Source organism: Oligosphaera ethanolica, from assembly GCF_030814695.1.
GTDB lineage: Bacteria > Verrucomicrobiota > Lentisphaeria > Oligosphaerales > Oligosphaeraceae > Oligosphaera > Oligosphaera ethanolica.
Genome location: NZ_JAUSVL010000001.1, coordinates 1,483,676 through 1,509,344 on the forward strand (window position 1 = coordinate 1,483,676; position 25,669 = coordinate 1,509,344).

13 protein-coding genes are annotated in these 25,669 nt (G+C 57.9%); 7 read left to right on the forward strand and 6 right to left on the reverse strand.

Going from position 1 to position 25,669, the window contains the following annotated elements:
• Window positions 1–85: 85 nt before the first annotated feature.
• The 3 genes from J3R75_RS05120 (at window position 86) to J3R75_RS05130 (ending at window position 10,169) form a co-directional block, all read left to right on the forward strand.
• Window positions 86–1,345, forward strand: coding sequence for a hypothetical protein (locus J3R75_RS05120; protein ID WP_307260290.1), 1,260 nt, complete (start codon window positions 86–88; stop codon window positions 1,343–1,345).
• 216 nt (window positions 1,346–1,561) lie between these two features.
• Window positions 1,562–2,980: a hypothetical protein gene (locus J3R75_RS05125; protein ID WP_307260291.1), complete on the forward strand. Its 1,419-nt coding sequence runs from the start codon at window positions 1,562–1,564 to the stop codon at window positions 2,978–2,980.
• A gap of 253 nt (window positions 2,981–3,233) precedes the next feature.
• Entirely contained in the window at window positions 3,234–10,169 is a 6,936-nt protein-coding gene (locus J3R75_RS05130) for an Ig-like domain-containing protein (protein WP_307260292.1), read from the forward strand.
• 79 nt (window positions 10,170–10,248) lie between these two features.
• On the opposite strand, the gene J3R75_RS05135 is transcribed toward J3R75_RS05130, so the two are convergent.
• The gene (locus tag J3R75_RS05135) at window positions 10,249–12,105 is read right to left on the reverse strand and encodes a glycoside hydrolase family 36 protein (RefSeq protein WP_307260293.1); all 1,857 of its coding nucleotides are present in this window, start codon (window positions 12,103–12,105) and stop codon (window positions 10,249–10,251) included.
• Between the two features lie 132 nt (window positions 12,106–12,237).
• A complete protein-coding gene (locus J3R75_RS05140) occupies window positions 12,238–12,966 on the reverse strand; it encodes a helix-turn-helix domain-containing protein (RefSeq protein ID WP_307260295.1) in 729 nt (242 codons plus the stop codon).
• A 519-nt stretch (window positions 12,967–13,485) separates the two neighbouring features.
• On the opposite strand from J3R75_RS05140, the gene J3R75_RS05145 reads away from it, so the two are divergent.
• Together J3R75_RS05145 and J3R75_RS05150 are read left to right on the forward strand one after the other, a co-directional pair.
• Window positions 13,486–14,700 (forward strand): DegT/DnrJ/EryC1/StrS family aminotransferase, encoded by a 1,215-nt coding sequence (locus J3R75_RS05145; protein ID WP_307260296.1) that lies wholly within the window; start codon window positions 13,486–13,488, stop codon window positions 14,698–14,700.
• Window positions 14,694–16,076: a neutral/alkaline non-lysosomal ceramidase N-terminal domain-containing protein gene (locus J3R75_RS05150; RefSeq protein ID WP_307260297.1), complete on the forward strand. Its 1,383-nt coding sequence runs from the start codon at window positions 14,694–14,696 to the stop codon at window positions 16,074–16,076. The genes J3R75_RS05145 and J3R75_RS05150 overlap by 7 nt, the downstream gene beginning before the upstream one ends.
• 90 nt (window positions 16,077–16,166) lie before the next feature.
• Here the strand turns inward: J3R75_RS05150 and J3R75_RS05155 are convergent, their stop codons facing one another.
• The gene (locus J3R75_RS05155) at window positions 16,167–17,177 is read right to left on the reverse strand and encodes an NAD-dependent epimerase/dehydratase family protein (protein WP_307260299.1); all 1,011 of its coding nucleotides are present in this window, start codon (window positions 17,175–17,177) and stop codon (window positions 16,167–16,169) included.
• Window positions 17,178–17,179: 2 nt separating this feature from the next.
• Window positions 17,180–18,193 carry a Gfo/Idh/MocA family protein gene (locus J3R75_RS05160; protein ID WP_307260300.1) on the reverse strand — a complete coding sequence of 338 codons (1,014 nt, stop codon included), beginning with the start codon at window positions 18,191–18,193 and terminating at the stop codon, window positions 17,180–17,182.
• An 887-nt stretch (window positions 18,194–19,080) separates the two neighbouring features.
• Between J3R75_RS05160 and ltrA the strand changes: the two genes are divergently transcribed.
• Window positions 19,081–20,295, forward strand: coding sequence for a group II intron reverse transcriptase/maturase (gene ltrA / locus J3R75_RS05165; RefSeq protein WP_307260302.1), 1,215 nt, complete (start codon window positions 19,081–19,083; stop codon window positions 20,293–20,295).
• An 813-nt stretch (window positions 20,296–21,108) separates the two neighbouring features.
• Window positions 21,109–22,938 (forward strand): IS1634 family transposase, encoded by a 1,830-nt coding sequence (locus J3R75_RS05170; RefSeq protein ID WP_307259221.1) that lies wholly within the window; start codon window positions 21,109–21,111, stop codon window positions 22,936–22,938.
• Between the two features lie 253 nt (window positions 22,939–23,191).
• Here the strand turns inward: J3R75_RS05170 and J3R75_RS05175 are convergent, their stop codons facing one another.
• Together J3R75_RS05175 and J3R75_RS05180 are read right to left on the reverse strand one after the other, a co-directional pair.
• Window positions 23,192–24,232 carry a hypothetical protein gene (locus J3R75_RS05175; RefSeq protein ID WP_307260303.1) on the reverse strand — a complete coding sequence of 347 codons (1,041 nt, stop codon included), beginning with the start codon at window positions 24,230–24,232 and terminating at the stop codon, window positions 23,192–23,194.
• Window positions 24,233–24,708: 476 nt separating this feature from the next.
• A complete protein-coding gene (locus tag J3R75_RS05180) occupies window positions 24,709–25,302 on the reverse strand; it encodes a hypothetical protein (protein ID WP_307260304.1) in 594 nt (197 codons plus the stop codon).
• Window positions 25,303–25,669: the final 367 nt, after the last annotated feature.

Genomic DNA, 25,669 nt, shown 5'->3' on the forward strand with positions numbered 1-25,669 from the left:
GGACCGATGTGTCCGCCCCATCCATCGTCCCGTCGATTGCCGTCGATTGCCGCCGCGTGCCGGCGAATTCCGTAGGGGCGGACCTATGTGTCCGCCCCATCCATCGTCCCGTCGATTGCCGTCGATTGCCGCCGTTTACGTTACGCCGGGGACGCTGTTTTTAGGTCGCCCCTTCGGGGCTCTCGTTTCTGGTGGGACCTTTATTACCCAGGGCGACGCGCCCTGCGGGCACTTGCCCTGGGCTGTCTTAGGCCGCGCCTTTGGCGCTGAAAACAAATGGCTGCGTGAACGGCTGGTATCAACGGGTGGCCAATTTTCCGGCGGCAACTATTCTCGTTTCTCCGCATTGAAAAGCAGGAAAGCCGGGATAATCTTTTTCTTCGCTATTCGGTTGCCGAGGACTTTCCCCCAAGAAGAGAGGGCAGCGATGACCCAACGCAGTGCCAACGATGAGATTGCTCATCTCGACTATGCTATCGCCTGCCAAGAACAGCAGCTGGCATGCCTCCGGGGCAAACACGCCGAGTTACTGGCCGTTCGCGACGGCGCTGTCGCCGACATACGTGCACAAGACAAGTACCTGGCCCAGCGTCAAACCAAAAAACTGGCCGAGTTCTTCTACGCACACAGTATGCGCCTGGTCACTCTGCAAACCAGCAATGTCTCCCAGGAGCTGTATCCCATCGCCAAACAGATATGGAACTGCCGGAAGATATCACTGCCCTTTATCAAGCATCTCCATCGTAATGCCAAACAGGCATTCACGTACGACGTCAAAAACCTGTCACCGTCCGACCTGACCGACCTCCTGAATCTCTGCAAAGAATTGGCGAAAAAGTCATGGCTAGAGTACCAGTTTAATCGAAAAGAAGACATCATTGAGGTCAAGCCGTCCATCTCGGGCCCGCCCAAAAATTTCCTCAACGGCGGCTGGGCTGAAGAAACCAACCGCTGCCTCATAGTCAAGGCCTTGGATGCATTTAGCAAGACTCACACCATTAAGTACAAGCTTTTCCGGGACGTCAAACTGAAGTCATTCGATTCCCCTGCGGAAAAATCACATGACATGCAGCTTGACCTGGTCGTCGAAATCAATAATCGATTCTACATTTTCGAGACCAAATCAGGCTGTACCTTGAACATTAGCAAGTGGGTCGACCGTGCACGCCTCTTCAACCATGACCAGCACCGCTTCATTACCTGCTGCGCTGACGAAAACCTGAACTACAAGATATTCACTCCCTTCTACTTGTTTGCGTTACCCACCCTCGAAAAACAGTTCGCGGATATGCTCAATGAGGACTTCCCAGACGACGACGCCACACCAGCGGCTGATGCCACCTAAAGCAGCCCCCCCCGCATTGACCACAAATCAGACGCGCCCCACCAGTCAGCCGTGAAAGCACCCTCGAGAAATCCCCGTAAAAACCATAAGAACGAATTGCTACACCAGAAGAACCGTTCCCTCTGCCCCCCACAGTGCCCCCGGCAGAGCAACCATAGGATTGCTAATCCCATTGTTTTCCATAGTCCACGTCGACAAAAAGAGGAGCGTTGTTCCATGAAACGGCAGCAAACCAGCGGCATTTGGCGGGTAATGTGGGTCGTTCTGATTTTGGCTATCGCGCCTGGAAGCCTCCATGCCTGGCAGGTCGATGTCTTTGTCAACGGCTGCACCGAGGGGCCGACCATGTCCTTCGGCGAAGGCACAGCCGCCATGGAACCCATGCCGCCCTTCAGCGGCATGTTCGGCGTGGTGGATGTCTACCTGGCCAATCCCGCTGGCAATCCAGCAGTACCTGCGGATATCCAGGCCTACTACAATCGCCTACAGGTCGATATCAAGGCCAGCGCCACTCGTGTTGACAACCGCTGGGTGCTGGTAGCCGGTAGCAACGCCCGCCTTACCTGGACCGCCGTGGACGGTGCAATTCCTGCCAATTTCATCATCGCCTGGACCGAAAAGGGCGAAAACAAAGTCGAGGCAGTTGTCGCTGGCGCCACCTTCAGCGTCAAAGCCGGCATTACCTACACGCTGGGCGTAGGCGTCGGTACTGCTGATTTTCAGACCGACCCCAACAACCCGACCCAGATGGTAGGCAAAGACGATGATGGCAATCTGGAACCGGCCGTCATCACCTTGAATATGCCATCTCTTGCCGCCGTGACGTCCTACACCATCAGCATCAATCTTAATGCCGGCACAACTCTCTTGGCTTTTCCCGTATATGATGGTGCTGGTCTGCTGACCGGCTACCGGCCAAATAATAGCGGAGCTGATATCCTTCCCGCAGATATCTCCGCAGCTGCTGCCTGGATCGTCGAAGTCGTCGCTCCCGGTTACGATGTGGCCCTCGCTTGGGATGGCACTGACCCCAACGTGCTCATCGCCACCCTGACCAAAAATAATACCCGGGCCGACGGTGACTGGCTGCTATCCGCGCAGCCCACCAAGACTGGCCTCGCGCCGCTGTCCGCCAACACCACGCTGACAGAGATAGACGGCACGCCTACCGCCGAAGAACTCCTCGGCAATCTCATCGCTATCATCCAGCAATTCGGCACCCTCGACTTCGATGGGGATGGGAAAATCACCGCCAATGATGTGATGTTCTTGTACAACTTCGTCGTGGACGGTTGCCAGCCGGCGACCGCAACGTGGTATACCTATGAGAACTTACTCCCCTTCACAAGTTTTGCCGATGCGACCGCAGCCGTAACCGCCGCGACAGCAGCCCTGACATTCATCCAGGAGAATATTGAGGTGCTGGACTACGATGGCGCTGGCGCAGACGGATACCCCGACTCCAACGATGCCATGTTCCTCTACAACTTTTATATGGATGGCTGCCAGCCAGGCAGTGCGGCATGGTATACGAGTGAAAATCTTCTTCCTTTCACCGAGCAGGCCCAACAAGTGGATGCTGACACAGCACTTCAGACGTTGCGAGAGCTTGTTGATGGTTTAATCGTAGAGTAAACACGGTATGCTAGTACTAGATGTAATTAACAAGATCACCTCGATCAGGTGAAAGGAATAGCGCATGAAAGGTTTCAACATCAGCAGGCTCATCACCTTGATGGCAGTTATTGCCATGGGATGTTCTCTAAACGCATCTGCCCAAACACAAATAGCATTCAGAATAACTGCGGATAATTTTGTCCATGGCGTCAATCAGAATGCAACCTTCAATGTCTTTATGAATGCGAACGCAAAGGTTAAGTCTTTCGTTATGACCTTTGATTTGGCCAGTAGCGGTGGCATGGATTTTACAGGCGTGGCAGCCGATGCGATTAATGAGGTCGCCGCAGCTTACACAGCCGATGCCAATATCACTAAGACCGGTGTTAGTGGCCAGAGCTTGACCCTTAACGTGAAGTCAGCTGTTGGCAAATATGCCATGGAAGCTACTGATGGCGAGATTCTTATTGCAAAAATCTTTGTGTCAATTCCTCCTGCCATGGTCGGAGCGAATAACCTGCCGTATATGTTAGCTAATTCAACTGCGTTTAACGAGACGACCTTGGGACAATCCGCATGGGCTTCAGTCACCCCCGCATACAATGTTGTTCAACAGATACCCATTGCTGTCTTCACGAAACGCGCGGTGGCTGCTGGCAGTCTGTTCATCCAGAAGGGCGCGGAGACCAGCAAGGTGTACACCCTGACCTGCACGGGCGGCGATGCTAGCAAGCCAGTGACTTACGCGATCACGACTCAACCGACCAAAGGCACAGTGACTGTGGCTGGCGACAAAGCCACCTACACCGTCACTGACACCGAAACTGAATTCTATGATGCCAATGCCGACACCTTCCAGTTCACGGCCAGTGATGCGACCACGGGCACCAGCGCGCCGGCGACAGTGACCGTCAGCTATCGCGCCAACCCGCCGGCGGTGATCACCGCGCTTGATGGTATGCCGGCCATTGGCAGCACCTTTACTGTTCCCGAAGTGGATGGCAATGGCGATCCCAGCTTTTTCACCCTGGGTATCAACGCCACCGATGATCCGATCGTCACCCCCAACGGCGTGGCCAAGATTGAATGGTCCGTTGCTCTTGGCGACGAAACCAACGCCTGGACCATCGATGTCCCGGTTACCAATTATGATCCCGCGCATCCTTCGCAGGACAGCACCATAACCCTCACCCTCCCTGGTTACGGTACCATCACTAGTTCGCCTCTGCTTCGGACAAAAGACTTCATCGTGACGGCAACCGTCACCGATACCATTGGCGTAACCTCCACCGCCACTTGGACGGTCAAGGTCACCGACATGCCCCAGCTGGATTTCAATGTTGAAGCAGACAATTTCGTACATGGGGTAGATCAACATGCAACTATCAACATCTACATGAATGCAAATGCGAAGGTCAAATCTTTTGTCATGACCTTTGATTTGGCAAACAGCGGTGGCATGGATTTCGTCGGTACGCCAGCCGATGCGATTAAGGAGGTCACAGCAGCCTTTTCTGCCGATGCCAATTTCACCAAAACTGGTGTTAGTGGACAAAGCCTGACCTTCAATGTGAAGTCAGCCGTTGGTAAGTATGCCATGGAAGCTACCGGGGGCGAGATACTCATCGCACAAATTTTAGTCGCAATTCCACAAGCTATGATTGGTGTGAACAACATGCCGTATAAGTTGGCTGCTTCGTTTGCTTTTAACGAGCAGACTCTTGGCCAATCCGCCTGGGGTAAAGTCACTCCCCCGTACAATGTGGTTCAGCAAATCCCTGTCCCCGTCTTCACGAAGCGCGCGGTGGCTGCTGGCAGTCTGTTCATTCAGAAGGGCGCTGAGACCAGCAAGGTGTATACCCTGACTTCCACGGGCGGCGATGCTAGCAAGCCGGTGACTTACGCGATCACGACTCAGCCGACCAAAGGCACAGTGACTATTGCTGGCGACAAAGCCACCTACACCGTCACCGACACTAATACTGAATTCTATGATAACGCCGCCGACACCTTCCAGTTCACGGCCAGTGATGCGACCACGGGCACCAGCGCGCCGGCGACAGTGACCGTCAGCTACCGCGCCAACCCGCCAGCGGTGATAACCGCGCTTGGTGGCCAGCCGGCGCTTGGCAGCACGTTGACTGTTCCCGAAGTGGATGGCAATGGCGCTCCCAGCTTTTTCACCCTGGGTATCAACGCCACCGATGATCCGATCGTCACCCCCAACGGCGTGGCCAAGATTGAATGGGCAGTTGCTCTTGGCGACGAAACCAACGCCTGGACCATCGATGCCCAGGTTTCCAATTACGATCCCGCCCAGCCTTCACAGGACAGCACCATCACCATCACTCTCCCGGGCTACGACACCATCACCGGCTCGCCCCGGCCCGCAAACAAAGACTTCACCGTGACAGCGTCCGTAACTGATGTCACGGGCACCACCTCCACGGCCACGTGGACGGTCAAGGTCACCGACGTCGACCGCCCGCAAGGCGCCCCGCAGGCCATCACCGGCTTTACTCCCGCAGCGCCCAAGACCGGCGACAACGTCACCATCAATTTCATCGGCACGCCCGCAGCAGACCCCGACGGCGATGCCATCAGCTATGTGGTTGAATGGATATCCGGAACAAAGTTCCTTTCTGGCCCCTCACTGCCCAGCACCATTACCCAAAAGGGCGAGACCTGGACGGCATCGGTAGTGTCAGTGACATCACCCTACGGCGCCGAGTTTCACTCCTTTTCTGTGACCGCCGATGTCACCATTGGCAACACCGCACCCGTGGTTGCAAATGGCTCTATGTATCTCATAAAAAGCGTCGAGGCCGAACAGACCTTCACGCTGACCGCCACCGATGCCGATCCGGCTGATGTCTTTTCCTACGCTGTTGTCGCGGCGCCTACCAAGGGCACCGTGGTCATCAATGGCAATGTTGCGACCTACACCGTCACCGATCCCAGCCAGGAATTCTTCGGAGCCGCTGTCGACACCTTTACCTTTGTGGCCAACGACGGCACGGACGACAGTAACATTGCCACCGTAACAGTCGCTTTCCGCGAAAACGCCTTTCCAAACATCGTCGCGCTTCCCGGCCAGCCCGCACTCGGTACTGTGGTTGACGTCCCGGAAGTCGACGCCACTGGTACTCCCAGCGTTTTCACCCTGGGCATCAATGCCAGCGACAGCAACATCGGCTCACCCTTCGGCGTCAAGAAGATCGCCTGGGCGGTCAACGGCAATCCGGCTGGCTGGGTTGTCAGCACACCGAGCACCGTCTATGCCAACATCCCCTCGCAGGACAACAGCGTGAGCATCACTCTGCCGGGCTACGAGACCATCGCCGGTGCCGGCCGTCCTGCCAGCCAAGACTTTACCGTGACCATCACGGTGTGGGATGCCATGGATGTCGAGTCAACCGCCACGTGGACCATCCGCGTCGGTGACGTCGACCGCCCCGCCAGTGCCCCGACCACGCTTGAGATTCTCGTAGATGGCGCGGCAATCGCCGATGGCGGCGAAGCCAGAGTCGCCCAAGCAATCACCTTGAATGCCGACGGCTCCGTTGATCCCGATGGCGATGTGGTCACGGGCTATGACTACACCTGGGCCAATGACAAGACTGTCAGCACGGACATCGCAACCCGCGCCAAAGGCGAGACCTGGACCGTCACTGCCAAGGCCAAGACTACGGCCTACGGCGCTGAAGCCATCTCCACCGAAAGCAGCACGAAGAGCGTCGTCATCGTCAATACCCCGCCAGCGCTGGCTCTGGTTGATCCACTGCCTTGGACTGGTGCCACCGCGTTGCTTGAAGACTGCGCCACGACCACGCTGCCACTTACTGATTTCGTGACGCCCACCGATGACGACGTTGCTGACCTCGAAGCCGGTCGCAGCTACACCATCGCCTTCACCCAAACGGACGCGGGTTCGTTCACCTACGATCCGACGCAAAAGACGGTGGCCTTCACCCCGGCCATAGACTTCAATGGCGATGTCACCTTCACGGTCACCGCCAATGACGGCACGGCCGACTCAGAGCCCATAGATGTCGTCTTCACCGTCCTGCCGGTCAACGACGCGCCCAGTATCGCCATCGCCGACTTCTATGCCACCCCGAACGATTGCAATGAAGAACTTATCGAATGGGGCCCCTTTGACGTCAATATGGGCGGCGGTACTGATGAAAATCCCCAAGGCTTGCAGGAATTCACCCTGGTAGAACTGGTCGATCCTGACGGCATCCTGGGTGGCTTCGGCTGGATTTACAATAACGGTAGCCAGGGGTCACGGGTGACGATAAACTTTGGCCTGCTCGAATCCGCTAAGGACAAAGTGGGCGCGGAAGCCATCGTCCGCTTCACTATTCAAGACGGCGGTGACGTCGCCAATGGCGGTGTCGATACGAGCGCCGTCACTGAATTCAAGATCGTCCTTGGCGCCATGCCATGGTATCCGCTCTACCAATTGACCGATGCCAAGCTAGCCGAGAATCCCGCCTTCGCTGACTACACCAGCTACGTGGTCCGGATCAAGGACGGTGACGCGGTACTAGCCCAAAACACCTTGATGAAGACCGACAGCCCCCAAGATATGCTCTTCACACCCGCAAAGTACCTAAGCTCCGACGTGCCATGCTCTGGCCTGCTGCCCTCGGCAACAGCTGGTGAAAACAAACCGTACACGGTGGAAATCCTGCCCCGGGACGAGAGTGGCGTCGTCAACGACCCGGCCAAAGTTCTTCTCGACACAGTCCTGGTGCCTTTCTACGCCGCACCGACGGCGGCGTCCTTCGCCAATGCCGACGACGCTGTGATTACTCCCGACGGCAACACCGTGACCTTCAATATCAAGGCACCGCTGGCATCGACCTACACGCTGAAAGTGTACTCGATTCTCCTCGGTGCGGCTCCCAAGCTGGTGTTCGAGCGTAACAACGTCAAATTCCAGCCCCGGGCTGATGGCATGATCATCCCGGTCACGACGTTGCTTGCCGAATTCCTGACGCCCGGCGAATACATCGCCGACCTGAGCAGCACCAACCCCGCCGGCGCAAGTGCTGCTGTGCTTGACACCGCGATGTTTACCATCGCCGCCGCCGGTCAGTCGACTCTCAGTGGCATGGTGAACGTGCCGGAGGTCGATGCCAATGGCAATCCCAGTATCGCCACCCTCGGCGTCACCGCAGCGGCCGCCAACGCCGTTGCGCCTCATGGCGTCAAACGCATCACTTGGGAAATCGTTGGCAATCACGCCGGCTGGGCCATCGACGCTCCCAGCACCGAATACCCCAATGCTCCTATTGAGGAAGACAGCACCGTTAACATCACCCTCCCTGGCTACGAGGCTATCGCCGGCGCTGGCCGCCCCGCCAACCAGGACTTCTTTGTCACGGTGACAGTCACCGACGCGATGAACGTCGATACCTCCGCCACGTGGACCATCCGCGTCAGCGACGTCGACCGCGCCGCCAGTGACCCGACCACACTCAATATTCTCGTGGCTGGCGCGGCAATCGCCGATGGCGGCGAGGCCAAAGTCGCCCAGGCAATCACCCTGACTGCCGATGGCTCTGTTGACCCCGATGGCGATGCCGTCACGGGCTATGACTTCACCTGGGCCAATGACAAGAATGCCAGCACCGACATCGCGACCCGCGCCAAGGGCGAGACCTGGACGGTCACCGCCAAGGCCAAAACCACTGCGTACGGCGCTGAAGTAGTTTCCACCGAAGGCAGCACGACGAGCGTGGTCATTGCCAACACCCCGCCGGTGCTGGCTCTGGTTGATCCACTGCCTTGGACTGGCGCCACCGCGCTGCTTGAGGACTGCGCTACGACCACCCTGCCGCTTACTGATTTCGTGACGCCCACCGATGACGACGTTGCTGACCTCGATGCCGGCCGCAGCTACACCATCGCCTTCCCCCAAACCGACGCTGGCTCGCTGACCTACGATCCGACGCAGAAGACTGTGGCCTTCACGCCGGCCGTGGACTTCAATGGCTATGTCTCCTTCACGGTCACCGCCAATGACGGCGCAGCCGACTCGGCACCGATTGACGTAACTTTCACGGTCCTCCCAGTCAACGACGCGCCAGTTGTGGCGGTCACCAACTTCTACGCCCTCCCAGATGATTGCACCAGCGAACTTATCACCTGGGGCCCCTTTGACGTCAATATGGGCGGCGGCGTGGATGAAAATGTCCAAGTCTTGCGGGGCTTCACCCAGGTTGAGCAAGTCGATCCTGACGGCATTCTGGGTAGCTTCAGCCAAGTTTCCTATAACGGTAGCCAAGGCTCGCAGGTGACGCTTAACTTTAGCCTGCTCGAAACTGCCAAGGACAAGGTGGGCTCAGAAGCCATCGTCCGCTTCACTATTCAGGACGATGGTGGCGTCGCCAATGGCGGCAGCGATACCAGCACCGTCGCCGAATTCAAGATCGTCCTCCACGCCGCCCCGCTGGCTGTAACCGTGACCAATCTGCCCCGTAATCCCGGTGACAGCGCGCCAATCACCTTGGCCTTCAATGCCAATCTTGACCTGGATGTTGATGTCCTCCGCTCTGCCATTGCCCTCCGTTTCGCCGGCGAAGAGTGGGCTTTCACCCTCAGCCGAACCGACGCACGCAACTATACCCTCGACGGCCTGCTGGACAACGCCTGGACCAGCGGCGAATTCGAACTGACCATCGACCTGGTGAGCCTCTCCGGCCGAGCAAACAACGCCACCTATACCGTGAAATGGTCCTACGCCTGCGACCTGATCGACTACGCATGGCAGCCTGGCTGGAATGCCATCTGCCTGCCTTTCACCATCGCCCACCCGCAGACCATCGCGATGCTGCTTGATGCACCCTGCTACCGGATGGCAGACGACAAGTACGTCATCAGTAACGATGTCCCCCTGCAAACCCCATTGTGGGTCTTCCGGGAAAACCATCAAAATTCATTGGGGGTCTGCGGCGGCGGCGAGCCCGCTCCTTACTACCCTCCCGTGGCAGTCGCCGGCCTGCTCCCCGCCAATCCGCCCCTGGGTCTCCCCGACCTGCCGGCAGACCAATGGTCCTTTGTCGGAATCGGGCAGGAGGTAGCTACTCTGCCAAATGGCCACACGGCCTGGGAGTGGCGCGGCGCTAAATATGTTCAAGCCACGGCGCTCTATCCCAGCCAAGTCTATTGGATCTACAAGCAGGCAGCCCAATAAGCACTGGCGCGCACACCGAGCGCCTCAAGTGCAGTCAACCATGCGCGCGGACAACATACCGCGCGCATCATCCTGACCCTCAGCGCACGTCGAAGAGCCGTACGCAATGCGGCAAGACGTTTATCGCACCGGCCAGCGGCACCTCCCGGCCATTCTTGCGCTCCCTGAGCGTCGTCTTGCCGGGAATTGCCGGCAGGTCAACGCGTTCGACGCCATCGCTCAGGTTGAAGACCCCGAGCAGCAACGCGCCAGTGCCCCGGTGCCGCCCAAGCCACAGCGCCGGAAAGGGCCGCGCCAAGGCGTCAACGGGCCTCGACTCGTATTGGTCCTGATCGGCGATCAGCGATTTGGAGAAGGCTGCCCGCTCGGGCACCAGCGTTGCGAAGCGGTCGCTGAACAGCAGCATGCCGCCGCCGAGCCGCACGGCGTCCGTCCACAACTCCACCTCGTCGCTGCTCAGCTTGTTGTTGTCCGTGCGGGCAATGTGGGTATCCGGGTCGTTGATCCACAACCGGTGATTCATGTAGGCGTGGTGGATGATGTTCCGGCAGACATTGGGCACCGTCGGCGCCTCGTCGAAGCACTCGCGGTCGGGCGCCCAGTACGGCGTGATGTCGGTAGACACGCGTTCGCCATCGACCAGGCCGACCATCTGCCCGAAGGGCGCGGTGCAGCCAAGGATGAAGCCGTCCTCGCCAAAGCCCTCCCGTATCGCTTCCAGGCCCTTACGAAATGCCGCCGCGCGAGTCGCTCGGGGATCCCAGAAATGCCCCTCGCCACAGACCGTGCCCTGCACCATGAAGTCGAGCTTGACGTAGTCAAAACCCCACTCGCGCAAGGTCTTGAAGAGCGACCGGAAACAATCCTGCACAGCCGGGTTGGAGCCGTCCAGGATGGCAACTTTGTGCCCTTCGCGCCACGACGCGGGAAAACACGGCGCGTTCTGCGCATTCTGAATCATCCAGTCCGGATGCTCCCGCAGCAGCTCGGAATTGTCCTCGACCTGGAATGGCGCCAGCCACAACGCGGGCTTGAAGCCGGCCCGCTTGATCGCCGCCGCGAGCCAACGCAGCCCATGCGGAAATTTCTCGTTGCAGACCAGCCAGTCGCCAAGAGCGCGCTGATAACCGTCGTCGAGCTGGATGTACTCAATGGGAAATTCCTCCCGATGGTCGGCAAACCAGCGGACATTTTCGAGTATGTCCTCCTCGCGCACTTTGGCAAAATAGTAGTACCAGCTGCACCAGCCGAGTGGCGGCGCAAACCGCTTGCGGGCGTGCATCCGCGCGCCCCAGCACTCGGCAAAACGACACTGCGCTGCGTAAAGGGACGGCGCTGCGAAAAAAGCCAGCTCCTCGGATACGACGGTTTCGCCAGCGCCCAGCAGCGCGCCGCTGCAATCGCTCACCGCGCAGAATTCAGCCACGCCCTGCGCGTCCAGCACGCAGGAAAAACGCCCGAACTGGCGAGCGGAACTGATGAAGCCGGCAAGCAGTGTCTCGCCGCTCACGCAGTCACTGAAGGCCATGGCGTGCTCAGCGTGAAAATGATTGGACGCGCCGCTGTACTCCTCGGGAGCGCACATGGCGAATTTGAGATACTCCGGGTTGTAGCGAAAATCGCTGTCGCCATATTTGCGCACGCCGCAGGGGCTGGCCATGGTCCAGCCCTCGATATACACGCGCAGACGCTCGGCCGGCACCGGCAAAACGCCGCCGCCAGGCCCAGACGCACGCCAGCGGAACCCGCCCAAACGCACGTCCCGACCAGACTGGTTGATGACCGTCAGCACCCGCGCGTCACCCGCCAACGCAGCAGTCAACGCGAAGCCCCGCGCCCGTGCGTCGTCCACGCCATACCAGCTGTCGTCAATATTGATTTCGCACACCAAGCCATCAACAAGCCGCCGCCATTCACTCTCAATACGCTGTGTCATACCAAATCCACTGTTTTTGAGTTTGTATGGAAAACCACGGTCAAAGGCAATGAGCCCCATACTATACCCCGCGCCGCAAGCGGCGCGGCGCAGGACGACACCGGACGGACGGTGGGACGGGCTGGCGCGGTCCTATTTGTCCGTTGCCATATCTCCTGTTGGCGGGGTCAGCTTGCCCTTTTTCCAGTGAAGGAATGCGGCGCTGGAAGAGAAGCCCAGCTCCCAGGCGATGCTTTTCACCGTGGCGACGTTCTTAAGCTGGTCGTACTTCTCCCGGCGGACCAGATCGACATATTCCTTCACCCGCATGCCCGTGTAGGTCTGGAAAAGGCGCAGAAAGTGCTGCCGGCTGCACCCGGCCAGGCGAGCGAGGGTGTCGATCCCCGAATTCCGACCGCAATTATCCCGTAAATACCTCTTGATCATCTGCATGATTTCCTGCATATGCGGCATTTGGTACTCGTTTTCTTCGCTCTGTTCCGGATCGCTGAAAGCGCGGTAACATTCCGCGAAGACGACACTGAATAGCGCGTTCAGTTCCGACAGCGACAGCGCCCAGCGATCCTGGCGCGAGCAATCATCCCAGGCGTTTTCCAGGCGCCGGATGAGGTCCAAGTTCTTGCAGAAATAGCGGTGAGTGAAGCGGTAGCTGCCTTGGCGGCAGGAGGTCAGATTGCAGACCAGCACATCCGGGGCCAGAAAAATCCACAGGTGCCGTCCCTGAGCCGACGAATAGTAGCCCCTGTCGTGCTTTTCGTGGTGATCAAACAAAAACAACGTATTCGGAACAGCCTGGTAATAGCCGCCATTCAAGGACTGGACCATTTTACCAGACAAAATCAGCAGTGCCTCACGACGCATGTGCGAGTCCTGATGACGGCGGTGCCATGCCAGTTCCGTTTTGCCAATCGTCACCGCCCTGATATCAGAATGGCAGGACGCGATGATTTTTCGCTCCCGCCGTGAAATCAGATTCGTCAAGTCAGCATTCGCTGCCAGATCGGTCAATACGGCCATCGCGGACCTCCCAGAGTTGGATCACGTGCGCCAGATTTATCAATTGAATGAGACTTTTTATCAACTAAATGCCAGCATCAGTTTATTGCGCTAAAGACGAGATACAAGTAGTATAACCTGTGGAAAATCCGCTGGCTTTCTCGGCGGAATGGCATCAATGTGATCGCTCCTGGGAGCCCACGACGGACAGTGGGTAAGTCGTCTCGCCAGATTTTCTATCAACTTCACTCAGCTGAGGCTTTTTTCGCCGCCCGGCTGCCCGCCCAGGCGGCACCGGCGGCTCCCGTATTCACGTTGCAACGAAACGATACTGAAACAGTCATCACCGAGGTCAGCGTACAGCCCATGGAAGGACTAACGACAATGAAGCACCTGGCAATTCATGGCGGCACGCCCGTCGCTGTGGGACAATTCATCGAAACCGCGTGGCCTCCAGTGTGCGAGGCGACAGCCGAGAAACTCAAGCAGCTCTACCTGTCCCGGGCATGGTCCTTCAACAGCCCCAAGGAGCAGGAATTTGAACAGGCTTTCGCAGCGTACCACGGCGCCAAGCACGGGATTTTCATGGCCAATGGCACCGTGACGCTGGAATGCGCCCTCACGGCTCTCGGCATTGGCCCGGGCGACGAAGTGATCGTGCCGGCACTGACCTGGATCGCCACCGCTGCCGCCGTGAAATACGTCGGCGCGAAAGTGGTTTTTGCCGATATTGATCCGCTGACGGCCGCCCTCGCTCCCGCCGCCTTTGAGGCGCAGATCACCACGCGAACCAAAGCGGTGATACCCGTTCACCTGTATGGCGGCATGGCCGACCTCGATCACATCATCGCTATTGCGCAAAAGCATCACCTAGCCGTCGTTGAAGATTGCGCTCACATGCAGGGTGGCAAGTGGCGTGGCCGCGGCGTCGGTGCCTGGGGCGATGTCGGCTCCTTCAGTTTTCAGCAAAGCAAGACCCTCAGCGGCGGTGAAAGCGGCATCTGCCTGACCAACGATGACAAGCTCGCCGAACTGCTTTATCGGACGAAGCACATCGGCTACTCCCGTTATGATCAGCAGGGCCAGGCCGGCACTCCGCCACCGTCCGGGCTGCTCTGCCACAACTATCGCGGGCTCGCCTTCCCGGCGCAGATACTGCTTGATCAACTCGACGAGCTGCCGGCACTTCTTGATCGCTACAACGCCTTTACCGACCGCTTGCGTGAGCTCACGGGCGACATCGCCGGCTTCCGCGTCCAGGCCCCTGGACGCATGGCTTCGCCACAGGGCTATTATGCGTGCGGACTGATCTTTGACGGCTCTGAATGGCACGGCATCCCCAAAGCCCGATTCCTCCAGGCGTTGCGGGCGGAAGGCATCATGGGCATCAACGGTACCTACGGGCCGGCATACAAACACCTCCTGTTCAATCTACACGAGAAGGACTATCGTAACAGCGGCTGCCCGACTGCAGAACGTCTCTCTGAACGGATGCTTGTCCTGATGCACTGGCATATGAGCCATCGCGCCAACGCCGATGCACTCGCGAGCGCTATCCACAAAATCGCTGATAACCGAAAGGAGCTGCACGAATGTTGAAAGCCGGTTTTGCACAATACGACATCACTCCCCGGGCTGGCGTCGGCCTCTATGGCTTTGGCCCTTACCTGAATCGACACGCCGTCGCCGTGCGCGATTATCTTGACGCCCGCGCCGCCGTCTTCGCGCTGGACGGTAAAATGGCCGTCATCATCGGCTGCGATTTGTGTACGTTGCAGGCGGAAACCTGCGCGCTGATTCGCGACATCATCATCGCGCGAATCCCCGGCCTGGCGAAACAGGACATCCTGATTGCCACGAGCCACACTCATTCCGGCCCGGCGACCGTATTTAGCGATCGCGGCTGGGGCACGCCCGACCCGCCCTATATGGAAATCCTCCCCTACAAGATTGCCCAGGCGGGTATTCTTGCCGTTCAGAATCTGGAGGACATGACCGCCTCGGCGGCGCTGGTGCCCTGTCGGCATATCGGCTTGAATCGCGTTTATGATCGTGATGCCCCGCCATTGGCCGATGTGCTCAAGGAGGACTGGGAACCCGCCAAGCCGGAATTGACCGATACCGAATGCCGCGTCATCCGTTTCGACAACAAGCAGGGCGAGCTAAAGGGCTTTATGGCCTATTTCGGCTGTCACCCCGTCGTCTGCTGCCAGCAAAATCACTTCATCCACGGCGATTACCCTGCCATCGCCATCCATAACCTGATGCGCGAATGCCCCGGCTCCACCGGCATCTTTCTGCAGGGCGCCCAAGGCGATGTCAATAGCGGCTGCGTCCATAAGGCGGAAAATGAATCACTGCTGGCCCTGGACGTGTTCGCCGCCCGCTTTGCCAACGCAATCCGCAAAGGACTGGCCGCCGCCACACCGCTGCAGATCAATGACCTCGCAACCATATCGCAAAGCGTTGAATTCTCTACCCGGTCGGACTTCACGATGGAACACCTGAAAGAATTGCAGGAAGAATTCGAAAAAGTGCTGCACACGCCCCTGGCCAACGACGACGCGCACGAGGTGCGGATGGGGACCGTGAATTACCTGGGCGTCAAAAAGATGATGGCGCTGCTGGAGTCAGGCGAGAAGACAAGCGTCACGGCGGAAGTCCAGGGCATCCGTCTGGGCCCCCTCGCGTTTTTGGGCGCGCCATTCGAAATCATGCAGGCCATCAAAAATGAGACGGTATCCAAGTTGCGTGCGCCAATGCCCATGGTGATGAGTCTATGCAACGGCGCCTGCGGCTATGCGCCGGATCGACAGTCACTAGAGGAGGCGAAAACGTCTACCCGCAGCGGTGGCTACGCAGCAACCAGGGTACCATTCATGCAGGGACGCCTGCCTTACGCCAATATCCACGACGAACTGGTGAATGCATTCACCAACATCGCGGCAACACTCTTCCCCGTGACATCAGTATAAATTTGAGCCGCCCAATGCCGCATGGGCGCCACATTGGTCAGGCGCGGTGCGTACCGCCGCAACAGTCTGACGCTTGTCGTACATCCAACATCAATGACTAACCGAGTACTTGGCGAGAGTATCGAACCAGGCGGCCCAGGCTGGGTCGATCTGCTGGTAGGCGGGGTTGTCGCGATAGAAACGGATGGACTCGGCCATGCCGTCCTCGAAGCTCGTCGTGCACGAAAAAGCCGGCACGGCGGCGCGGATTTTGGAATTGTCATAGATGTCGTGGCTACAACAGTGGACGACCTTCTGAGCCGGGCCGTAGCCAACAACCGCACAGATTTTTTCGGCAGGCAGGCAATGAAAGACCGGCTTGACGCCGAGCAGCTCGGCCTGAATTTCGGCGACGCGCTTCCAGGTCAGGTAGGTCGTGGACGTAATGTGGAAATCCTCGTTGACGGCGGCCGGGTTGTTGAAGAGCCCGACGAAGGCCTTGGCGAAATCCCTGGTGTGAGTGATGGTGCACAGCTGCATGCCGTCGTCATGCAAGATGTAGGGCTTGCCGCTGAGCAAGCGCTCCGCGAGGGTCCAGCTGCGCCAGTGGGAGATGCTCCAGGGATTGAAAAAACGGACGCGGTTGTAGGTGTAGCCGGGGCGGACAATGGTGAAGGCCATGCCAGTGTCGGCGCACTCCTGGCGCAGACGCATTTCGCAGCAGCTTTTCTCCCAGCCGTAGGTCCAGCGGGCATTGCCGATGGGGGTGTTCGCCTCGGTCTTGAGCAGGTGTTCCGAGGCGCGATAGGCCATGATGGAGGATATGAAGATGTAGTGGCGACAATGGCCGCGCAGCGCCCGGAGTTTGCTTTCGAGGGCGGCCTGGTCGTAGGAGAAGAAGTCGCAGCAGACATCGAAATCATGGCCGGCGAGGGCCTGACGCAGGTCGTCTTCGCGGTTGACGTCGGCGTGAATGGCCTTGGTATCCGGCGGCAAGAAGTTCGGGGTCTTGCCACGGTTGAGCAGATAGAGGTCGATATCGGGCTGCTGGAGGGCCAGCAGGGAGCAGTCCGTGCTGATGATGCCGGTGCCGCCGATCATGAGGACTTTGGTTTTAGCCATAATCAGAGCAGTCCTTCCGTGAGTACTGGTTCTTCCTTGCCGGAGTCCATGGCACGGAAGACGGCGTCGGTGATGAGTTCGGTGATGTAGGCGCTGCGGATCGTGCAGACAGGCGCGCGTTTTTGGCGTACCGCCTGGCAGAAGTCTTCGACCATGGGCAGGTGCCAGTTGGTGTTGGTCACCGGGGTGACGCTGCGCTGCCCACCGGTCTGGGTGTTAATGATGACGGGGCCGTTGCCTGACGGCGGCCATTTGTCCATGATGACCGAGCCGTTGGTGCCGTGAAATTCGATGCGGTCGTTCCTGGCCCACGGGGTGATCACGACATTGAGCGAGAAAAGCGCCCCATTGGGGAAGCGCATGATGATGGCGGAGACGTCTTCACTGTCGTTGCCCGGATTGAAATGGCGCGCGGCTGCCGCCTGCACGCTGACAGGTATACCGAAGAGGTTGTGGACGATGTCGAAGATGTAAAAGGCCAGGGTCTTCAGCGGGCTGCCGCCGGCGGCGCGGGACAAAGGCGTGTTGCCGCAGGCACGGGCGCTGGCAATCCAGTTCATCCAGCCGAAGGTCAGCTCGCCCAGCTCGCCACTGCGAACGAGGTTTTCGAGCAGTTTGATATGCTCGGACAGGCGCCGGTAGTCGGAGCAGGAACAGACCAGCGGCGAGTCCTTGGCCGCCTGGTAAAGCACGGCGGCGTCTTGGCCATCCAGGCCCAGGGGTTTTTCGCAGAGGAAGTGCTTGCCGGCGGCCATGGCCTTGAGCGAGCACGGGACATGCGCGGGCGCCTGAGTGGCCACATAGACCGCCTCGGCGCCGCTTTCGGCCAGGGCCTGGTCGTAATCAGTATAAATGGTCACCGGCAGTTGTAGCTGCGCGGCGAGAGCCTCAGCGCGGTCGCTATCGCGGTCGCAGATCGCTACCAGCGCGGACCCCGCGGCATCCCGCAAAGCCGCGCCAGCGCGGATTTTGGCGATATTGCCGGCACCCAACAGGAGCCAAGAGACGTTTTTCATGTGAGTCGTTTCCTCCGTGGTCATTATTCGCTGGGGGCAGACACTAAGAAGCTGTTCATTAATTACGTTTACACATTGCAGTGCAAACGCTCTTTCATGTCATACCTTGTCGCCGGCCAACATTTCCCTGGCCGCGAAGCGGCAAGCGCCCCAGAGGGGCGCGTGAGCCGCAGTGTCCGAAACTAAGTCTAGCATTTTGAAAACGGTAAGGCCAAAAGGAAGGAGGTCAGCAATAACAGCCAAAACCTACCTGTGCGATTCCGCGATCGTACAGAAACCGTTGCTCGAACTCACAAACGAGGTGATGAGGTACGCAGCTAGGGCGACACCCACGGGGACGTCCCGAAGAAGGGGTCGTAACGAAGGAGCCAGGCAACGGTACTCTTGAGGATGGCATTTAGGTCTGGTTGCGTGTGCGAGCTACCGCCCTTAAGCGAAGCACTGGGACTCCCCCGAGTCTCTCTCCCGTAGACACAGCGGTTATCACGGAAGAACCTGCCGGATGCAACGGGCTATCATCAAGGGAAAATGGTTTCGAGACATGACCGGTGAAAGTCTCACAGTGTCCGCAGAGGAGCGGTAAACCCAGCACTATAAGCGCTACGCGAAAGGTCGGGTTGAAGCATTGGTCAGGGGAACGTGCCTAACGGCCCCCGGTTTGGAGACGGCAGCAGAGTCGGAGTAGTCGGGGACACGCAACACCCGATGAAAGACAAAACCGAAAAGCGACGTGGAAACCGAAGGCAGACCACGAGACAAGCTAGCACAGGCGCAATGGGCCACAAAAGGCCCAGTCAGGTTCTTGCTGACGAAACGCAACCGCTAGGAGACGGTCCCAAAACATGCCGGAGGCGACTGCGTGACAACATCGACGTGAAAGGCTAACCATGCCAAAAATCATCAAAGCACACTCATTGACCGGCCGCATAACCCCCGAGTTGATGAGGCAGGCTTTCAAGGCCGTCAAAAGCAATCGTGGAGCAGCAGGGGTGGACAAGGTCAGCGTGGAGATGTTTGAAGCAAACCTCAGCCCCAATCTGGACGCGCTCATGCGCGACCTCAAGGGCGGGACGTTTCAGACCAAGCCGCTGCGCCGCGTCAACATCCCAAAACCGGGAAGCACAAAAACCCGCCCCCTGGGCATCCCAATCGTGCGTGACCGGGTGGCACAGGAAGTCCTGCGAAGGCTTCTTGAACCCATCTTCGAACCGCTTTTTCACGACGCGTCCCACGGCTTCCGAAAAGGGCGCGGCTGTCACAGTGCCATCGAGCGGATTTTGGAGCTGCACAAACAAGGCTACCGGCACGTGCTGGACGCCGACATCAAGGGCTTCTTCGACAATCTGCCGCACAAGGTGATCATGGCCGCCGTGTGCCAGCGCGTAGCTGATGGAAACGTTCTTGGCATTGTGGAGAAGTTCCTCAAGGCCGGAGTCATGGAGGACGGCGTGTTCAAGCCGACAACCATCGGCACGCCACAAGGCGGGGTCATCTCCCCGCTACTGGCAAACGTCGTCCTCGATTACATGGACTGGGCACTAGCCGAAGCCGGATACCTGCATGTCAGGTACGCCGATGACTTCGTCGTGCTCGGGAAAACTAAGGCCGAGACGCAAGGAGCCCTTGAGGTCGTCAGGCAATGCCTGATCCAGCTCGGACTAGAGCTGAGCGAGGAGAAGACGAGGCTGACGACATACGGCAAAGGATACGAATTCCTCGGTTTCCGTCTGTCCGTACGATCGCGCCTGATGCGCGACAAGTCAAGGAACAAATTTCAAGACAAGGTCAGGGAAATAACCACACGCTCGCGAAACTTTGACGAGACCGTGATCAATGCGCTCAACCAAGTCATACGGGGCACGGCAAACTACTTCGCGCAACCCTTCGCAACCTGCCGGTGGCTCTTCCAAAAACTCGACTCGTGGATCCGCATGCGACTACGGGCCATGAAGAAGAAGAGAAAGAACTACGACGACAACCGCCGGATCAGCGTGAGGTACTTCAGCCAGAAACTTGGGCTCTTGACACTGGAACAGTTCTGCACGTACAAAGATGAGTATGGTAAAACACGACGAGTTGCCCCACGAAACGTGGCAACCTGAGTAGGGGTAGCCCAGTGCCAGACCGGCACGCTGGTAAATATGGGGAAATGACCCCATCGCTACAACGGGGAGGTAGAGGCTCATAACCTCTACCTTACCCACTGCTGTTATCGTAGCCCAGGGCAAGCGCCGCCGCAGGCGGAGCGCCGCCCTGGGTACAGCGCCTATTGCGCTCGTGTTCCTCGGCCTCTTCGGCCCCAGTCGGCGCAGCTGACTGGGGCCGAAGAGGCAATGGAACCTCACCTTTTTTGTTTGCAATGTCGCACGCTTTCAGCGTGCCTGGGTATAGTTGAAAACGTAATTATCGAACAACCCCATAGAGTATCAACGCCAAGTTGAAAGTGTACCACTATCGACATGTATTCTGGCCCCACCTTGGCCCCTCTTCTTCTCGGCTTGCTGAGGGGAAAAAGCCGTTTCTTCCTCTTCTTCCAATGCTTTCGCGGCCGGGGCCAGGCAAATGCCACTTTTGGGCACTTTTCACAATGTCGTTCACATAGAGCTTCTGGCTGAGTCAAACGCGCCCGTTTCCCTGGCCGAGAAGCGGCAGTAAAATGCCAGATCGGCCAAGTTCGGCCCGCAGGGCCGGACCATGCATAGCCCCGGATGAGGCGCCCGGAGGGCGCCGCAACCCGGGGTGTGACAGCAACTTGAAATTGCGCCTGGAGGGCGCCACATTGGCTTCCTAAACTTTTCATAATTTTTGAAAAAATAAAGTAACTACAAGCTTTTTGAGCTTGTTTTTTTGTTTTCTGTAGTTACTTTGTCTTGTTAACAGGAGTAACTACACCAGCTCCTGTCAAGGAGGCGCGCATGTCATATATTGTCCAGCAACGTTTCGGCAAAGACCGCGTTCATGTCTATTTGGTTGACAGCCATCGGGTGGAGGGCCGGACCTATCCCGTGCAAAAACGGGTTTATCTTGGCGTCCTCGACCAGGATGCATCGGACCTGCTACTGGGCAGGAGCTGCCCCGAGCCCACGGCGGAGCTTGTCGCCCTGCTGCAGGCCAAGGGGATCAGCTACAGCGGGCGCAAGGTCGTCCATGCCGGGCGCAAGCGCCTGCTTCGCGAAAGGGAGATTGTGCTCAAGACCCTGACATCCTGTCACGACGTTGAACTGGGCCGCGTCTCTCTGCTTGCGCGACTTGCCGGCGACAGCGGCCTGCATGGCTCCCTGATACGCGCCTTTGGCGAACAGGACGCTCAACGCATTTTGGCCGCGGCCATTTTTGAGTGCTGCGAAGGGGGCGCGCTTTGCCGTCTTGAAGACTGGGCTGACGACACGTCTTTGCGCGACGCAGACCTGTCGTTGTCGCCGTCGTCGATGACTCGGCTGCTTCAGCACCTCGGCGAGCATTCGGACCTGCGTAACGACTTTTTCCGTGCCTGGTTCAAGGCCAGCGGCAACCCGAAAGCTCTGATCAGTGACACCACGTCCATCTCCAGTTACGCGGAAAAGCTCTGCCTGGCCGAATGGGGACACAATCGTGATGGCGAACACTTGCCGCAGGTCAACCTGAATATGGTCTATTCGCGAGAGACGCATCTGCCGTTGTTCTACAGGCTTATACATGGAAGCATCGCTGATGTCACTACCTTGATAAACACCTCGCAAGCCATCTCCAAGCTCGGACTGTCGGCCTATACCTTCTCCTTGGACAGAGGTTTTTTTAGCGCCGAAAACCTGCATTACCTTCACAACGAAAAGCTGGGCTTCACCATCGGGGTGCCTGTGAGCAACAACCGCGAGGCGCAGCGGCTGCTGGATAAAAACCGGCTGAAGTTCCGTTCCTTCAAAAGCATAGTCACCTTTGATGACACGACGCTGCACCACGCGGCGGATACCTACGTTGTGACCAAACGCGGGCGAAAAGGCGAAAAAGACAGCTGGTTCGCCGCCACGGCCCATCTCTTTCTGAACAAATGCGAACGAGCCAGGCAGGAACGCGAACTGGCAGAACTGCTTCACGGTATCATGACGGACTTTTCGCGCACATCCTTCTCCACGCTTGAGGACGCCCAGGCGTGGCTGACAGCGACAGCGGGCAAGAGCAAGGCAGACCTCTTCTCGGTCAGGAAGGCCACCCGCGGCCCGCGCGAGGAAGGCGATTGCGCGGCCATCTCGAAAGATGGCGATTTCCAGGTCTGCGTTGCTGAAAAGACCTACGCGGCAACGATGAAAAACCTCGGTATGTTCATGGTGCTCAACAGCGATCGCGAAGCCAACGCCGAAGAGACGCTACGGGACAACCGCAGCCGGGACTGCCAGGAAAAGGTTTTCGACATCCTGAAAAACTCAACGGGCAATGATCGCCTGCGTTCCGCCGGCGATGACAGCGTGGAGGGACGGCTCTTCCTCGCCTTCATCGCCGTGACCTTGTTCAAGTTGCTTGAGAACGCGCTCCGCAAGGCTGATCTGCTAGGGCACGTTTCGGTCAACAAGGCCCTTGACCAGGCACGGAAGCTCAGGGCCGTAGCCTACCCCGATGGTTCCAGAATCGTGGCCGAAGTGCCGCTCAAGGCGAGGGAAATCTTCGAGGTCGTGGCCCCGGGGATGCTCACGGCACTCGCCGTCGACCCGGGAAGCGCTACTGCCACCGCCAGACGATGGCAAAATAATGTAGTTACTTCCAAGAGATGAAAAGTTGAGGTTGGCTTGGCACGTCTCGTCCCACCGCGCCAGAGAGACAAGGTGTGCATCCATTATCAATGGCTGATCGATTGCGCAAACGCCTGGGTGAGGCCGCAGCCGTCGGCAATCCCGCAGGCGATGGCGGAGCAAGCCAAGGACGACTGCCCCAGGAGGTGAACGGCCTCGTGACGGGCGCCGATCGTGAGGTCAGCGACGGCGGGTATGCCATGGCGTTCCTTCAGGGTACCCTACGGGATTTATGTTATAATCCAGCATCTGGTTCCGGACTGCCGGGCGGGGGGCCTGTCCATATGGCGAGATCGTCGAAGAGGAGTTCGAGTTCCCTGCCTTGGGACTGCATCCAGGCGGCGAGGGTCGCCGAGGTGTACATCTTGATCGGTGCCCAGTAGGTGACGCCTTTGGGATCGGGATTCTGGGGGCTGTGCATGATCGAGTGCAGCGTGCAGATTTCCTGGCGCTCCCCTCCTGCGGGGGTGGCGGCCAGGCGGAACAACCCTTCGTTCTGGTCCCCGTCCCGGAAGTGGTACTCCAGCGTGAGCCATGTGTCGAACGGAATCGGGAAGTGCGCGGCCCGCTCCACTTCGAGATGAATCTGCTTGTATTTGCGGTTCGCTCCGGTTCCCGTGTGGCTGAAGTCGTCGGTGGAAATGCGGAAATACAGCTCCTCCCCGGCCCCGGCGTCCTTGCCGATGCCGACGGTCACCCGGAAGGCGTATTCGGTGTCTTCGCGGGAGGTCCAGGCGGAATCGTTCCAGAACTCCGCGACCGTCAGCCAAGTAATCGCCTTCGGGTAGTCCCGCAGGGCGGCCATGGTCTCGGGAACAGTGAGCCTGACCGAGCAGGAAAACTCCTTGAAACCCTGCTGGACCGGGGATGTAAAATCGGCCTGGATGCGGAATTTGGGTGACTCGGGGGAGGGCACCCCCCGGAGGCGGAGGACGCGGTTGTCCGGGTCGGTCGGGTCCGGCGCGATGATTGCCTGGCGGCAGGTCCAGTCCCCAGGGTTGTAGTTCAGTTTGCCGCCGTGGATTCTGCCGTTCGTGTCCGGCGCGATGGTGGTCCAATTGTTGTTGCCGGCGACGGAACGGTCGGCTCCGACGAGCTTGTCGCTCGTGGCCGACACCTGCTCGATTGCGGTGTCCGCCTCGAAGCCGCTGCGGAAGAGGAGAACCGGCCCGCTGTGGTCCTGGGGGGCAGCGCCATTCGGCACCACCGCGCACCCCGTCCCGGTGGCGCAGAGCAGGAGAACGGCAGGTATGGAATGAGTCAGCAGTCTTGTCATTGTGGTCCAATCCGATAATCAACCGTAGGTGCGAACATCGAGCAAAGCAAAAGTAGGTGGCGATGTAATATTGTCAAATGTTGTGAAGGGGTTTCCTGAGCCTTCCACGTAATCGCTCAGTGATTGATAACAGATGCACGGCATGCCTCTCGCTGACGCGTGAAACGCGGCGTGCCTCGTCAATGTGGCGCCCGCCGGGCGCAATTCTAAGTTGCCTTCACGCCACGGGCTGCAGCGCCCTCCGGGCGCCTCACCCTGAGCTATGCATGGTGCGGCCCTATGGGCCGAACTTGACCAACCTGACGACGAAATTTGTCAGGTGCAGGCCGAAAACCACCACCATTCAATATCCATGTTTTTGCGCCTACAACGCGGACAAAGGATTCAGAACTACCGTGTCAAGCCCCTCGTTTTATCACAAAATTCCGCACAATTCCAGAAATTATGATATACTCTAGGATTTTGATGAAATGTGCTCAGTAGACATTTAAAAGTCGCTCATACATATTCTTAGAGGCAGCGCTGGTGTAAAAAGTCGATGCACTGCGCACCAAGCGTGAAAGAATGGCTGTATATTCCGCTTCACTGATTTCCATGACACCGGTCAAAAAGGCTAAGCATTGCCAGATAACGGAATAGATGGCATCGGTGTTATGTGAGGAACCATCCGGCCTGCGACGCAGCTGCGAGTAGATTTCTTTCATTGTCATGTCTCTGGGAACATCAAGAAATTCTCCATTGACAAGGGCAATCCACTGTGTTTCCACATAGGTGATGATATACATATATTTCACATCGGTGGTATTCCCCAAGCTGCCAGGATTACGGTTGCCACGGAATAGCTCGCGTATGGACGGAACTTCTAATATGAAGAACTCTTCATCGTTCCCACTGGATACATATAGATTGTGCATTTCATCTTGCAGCTTGTCATCGACAAACGCAAACTGCAAATCAAGTCCTGGAGCTTCTGACGGTTGTGTCCAATCAGGCCATTTTTTCTCAATGACGGATTTCCATTTCGGGTGAATAGAAAACAAAACGTTCATATTTTCTTCTGAGTTTTTCATAGTTTTTTCTGCCAATTATTTGAGAATGTATAAGGAAAAAACAGGCAAGTATATTCGCTGAGAAAACCCCTTCCTGATTGCACAAATCGTTCCGCCGACTACGCCGCATACAGTGGCCCAAAAAGTCAAAAACTAAAAATTACGAATTATTAGTGGATTTTTGGATTCATGCAGTGCACCGGACACGTCGAGGTGGACAATTGGTTCATTGTATTTATACGTATAGCTTTATCCAATTATTTGGGGAGCCCACTATAGAATGTCCTTGTGATTGACCGTTCCGCCTGTTTGCCCGATGCAGGCCAAAACGCCTTGACGAGTCCTCAGGCAAAGACCAGCAAATGATAAACGGGTATCTGGAATTTCC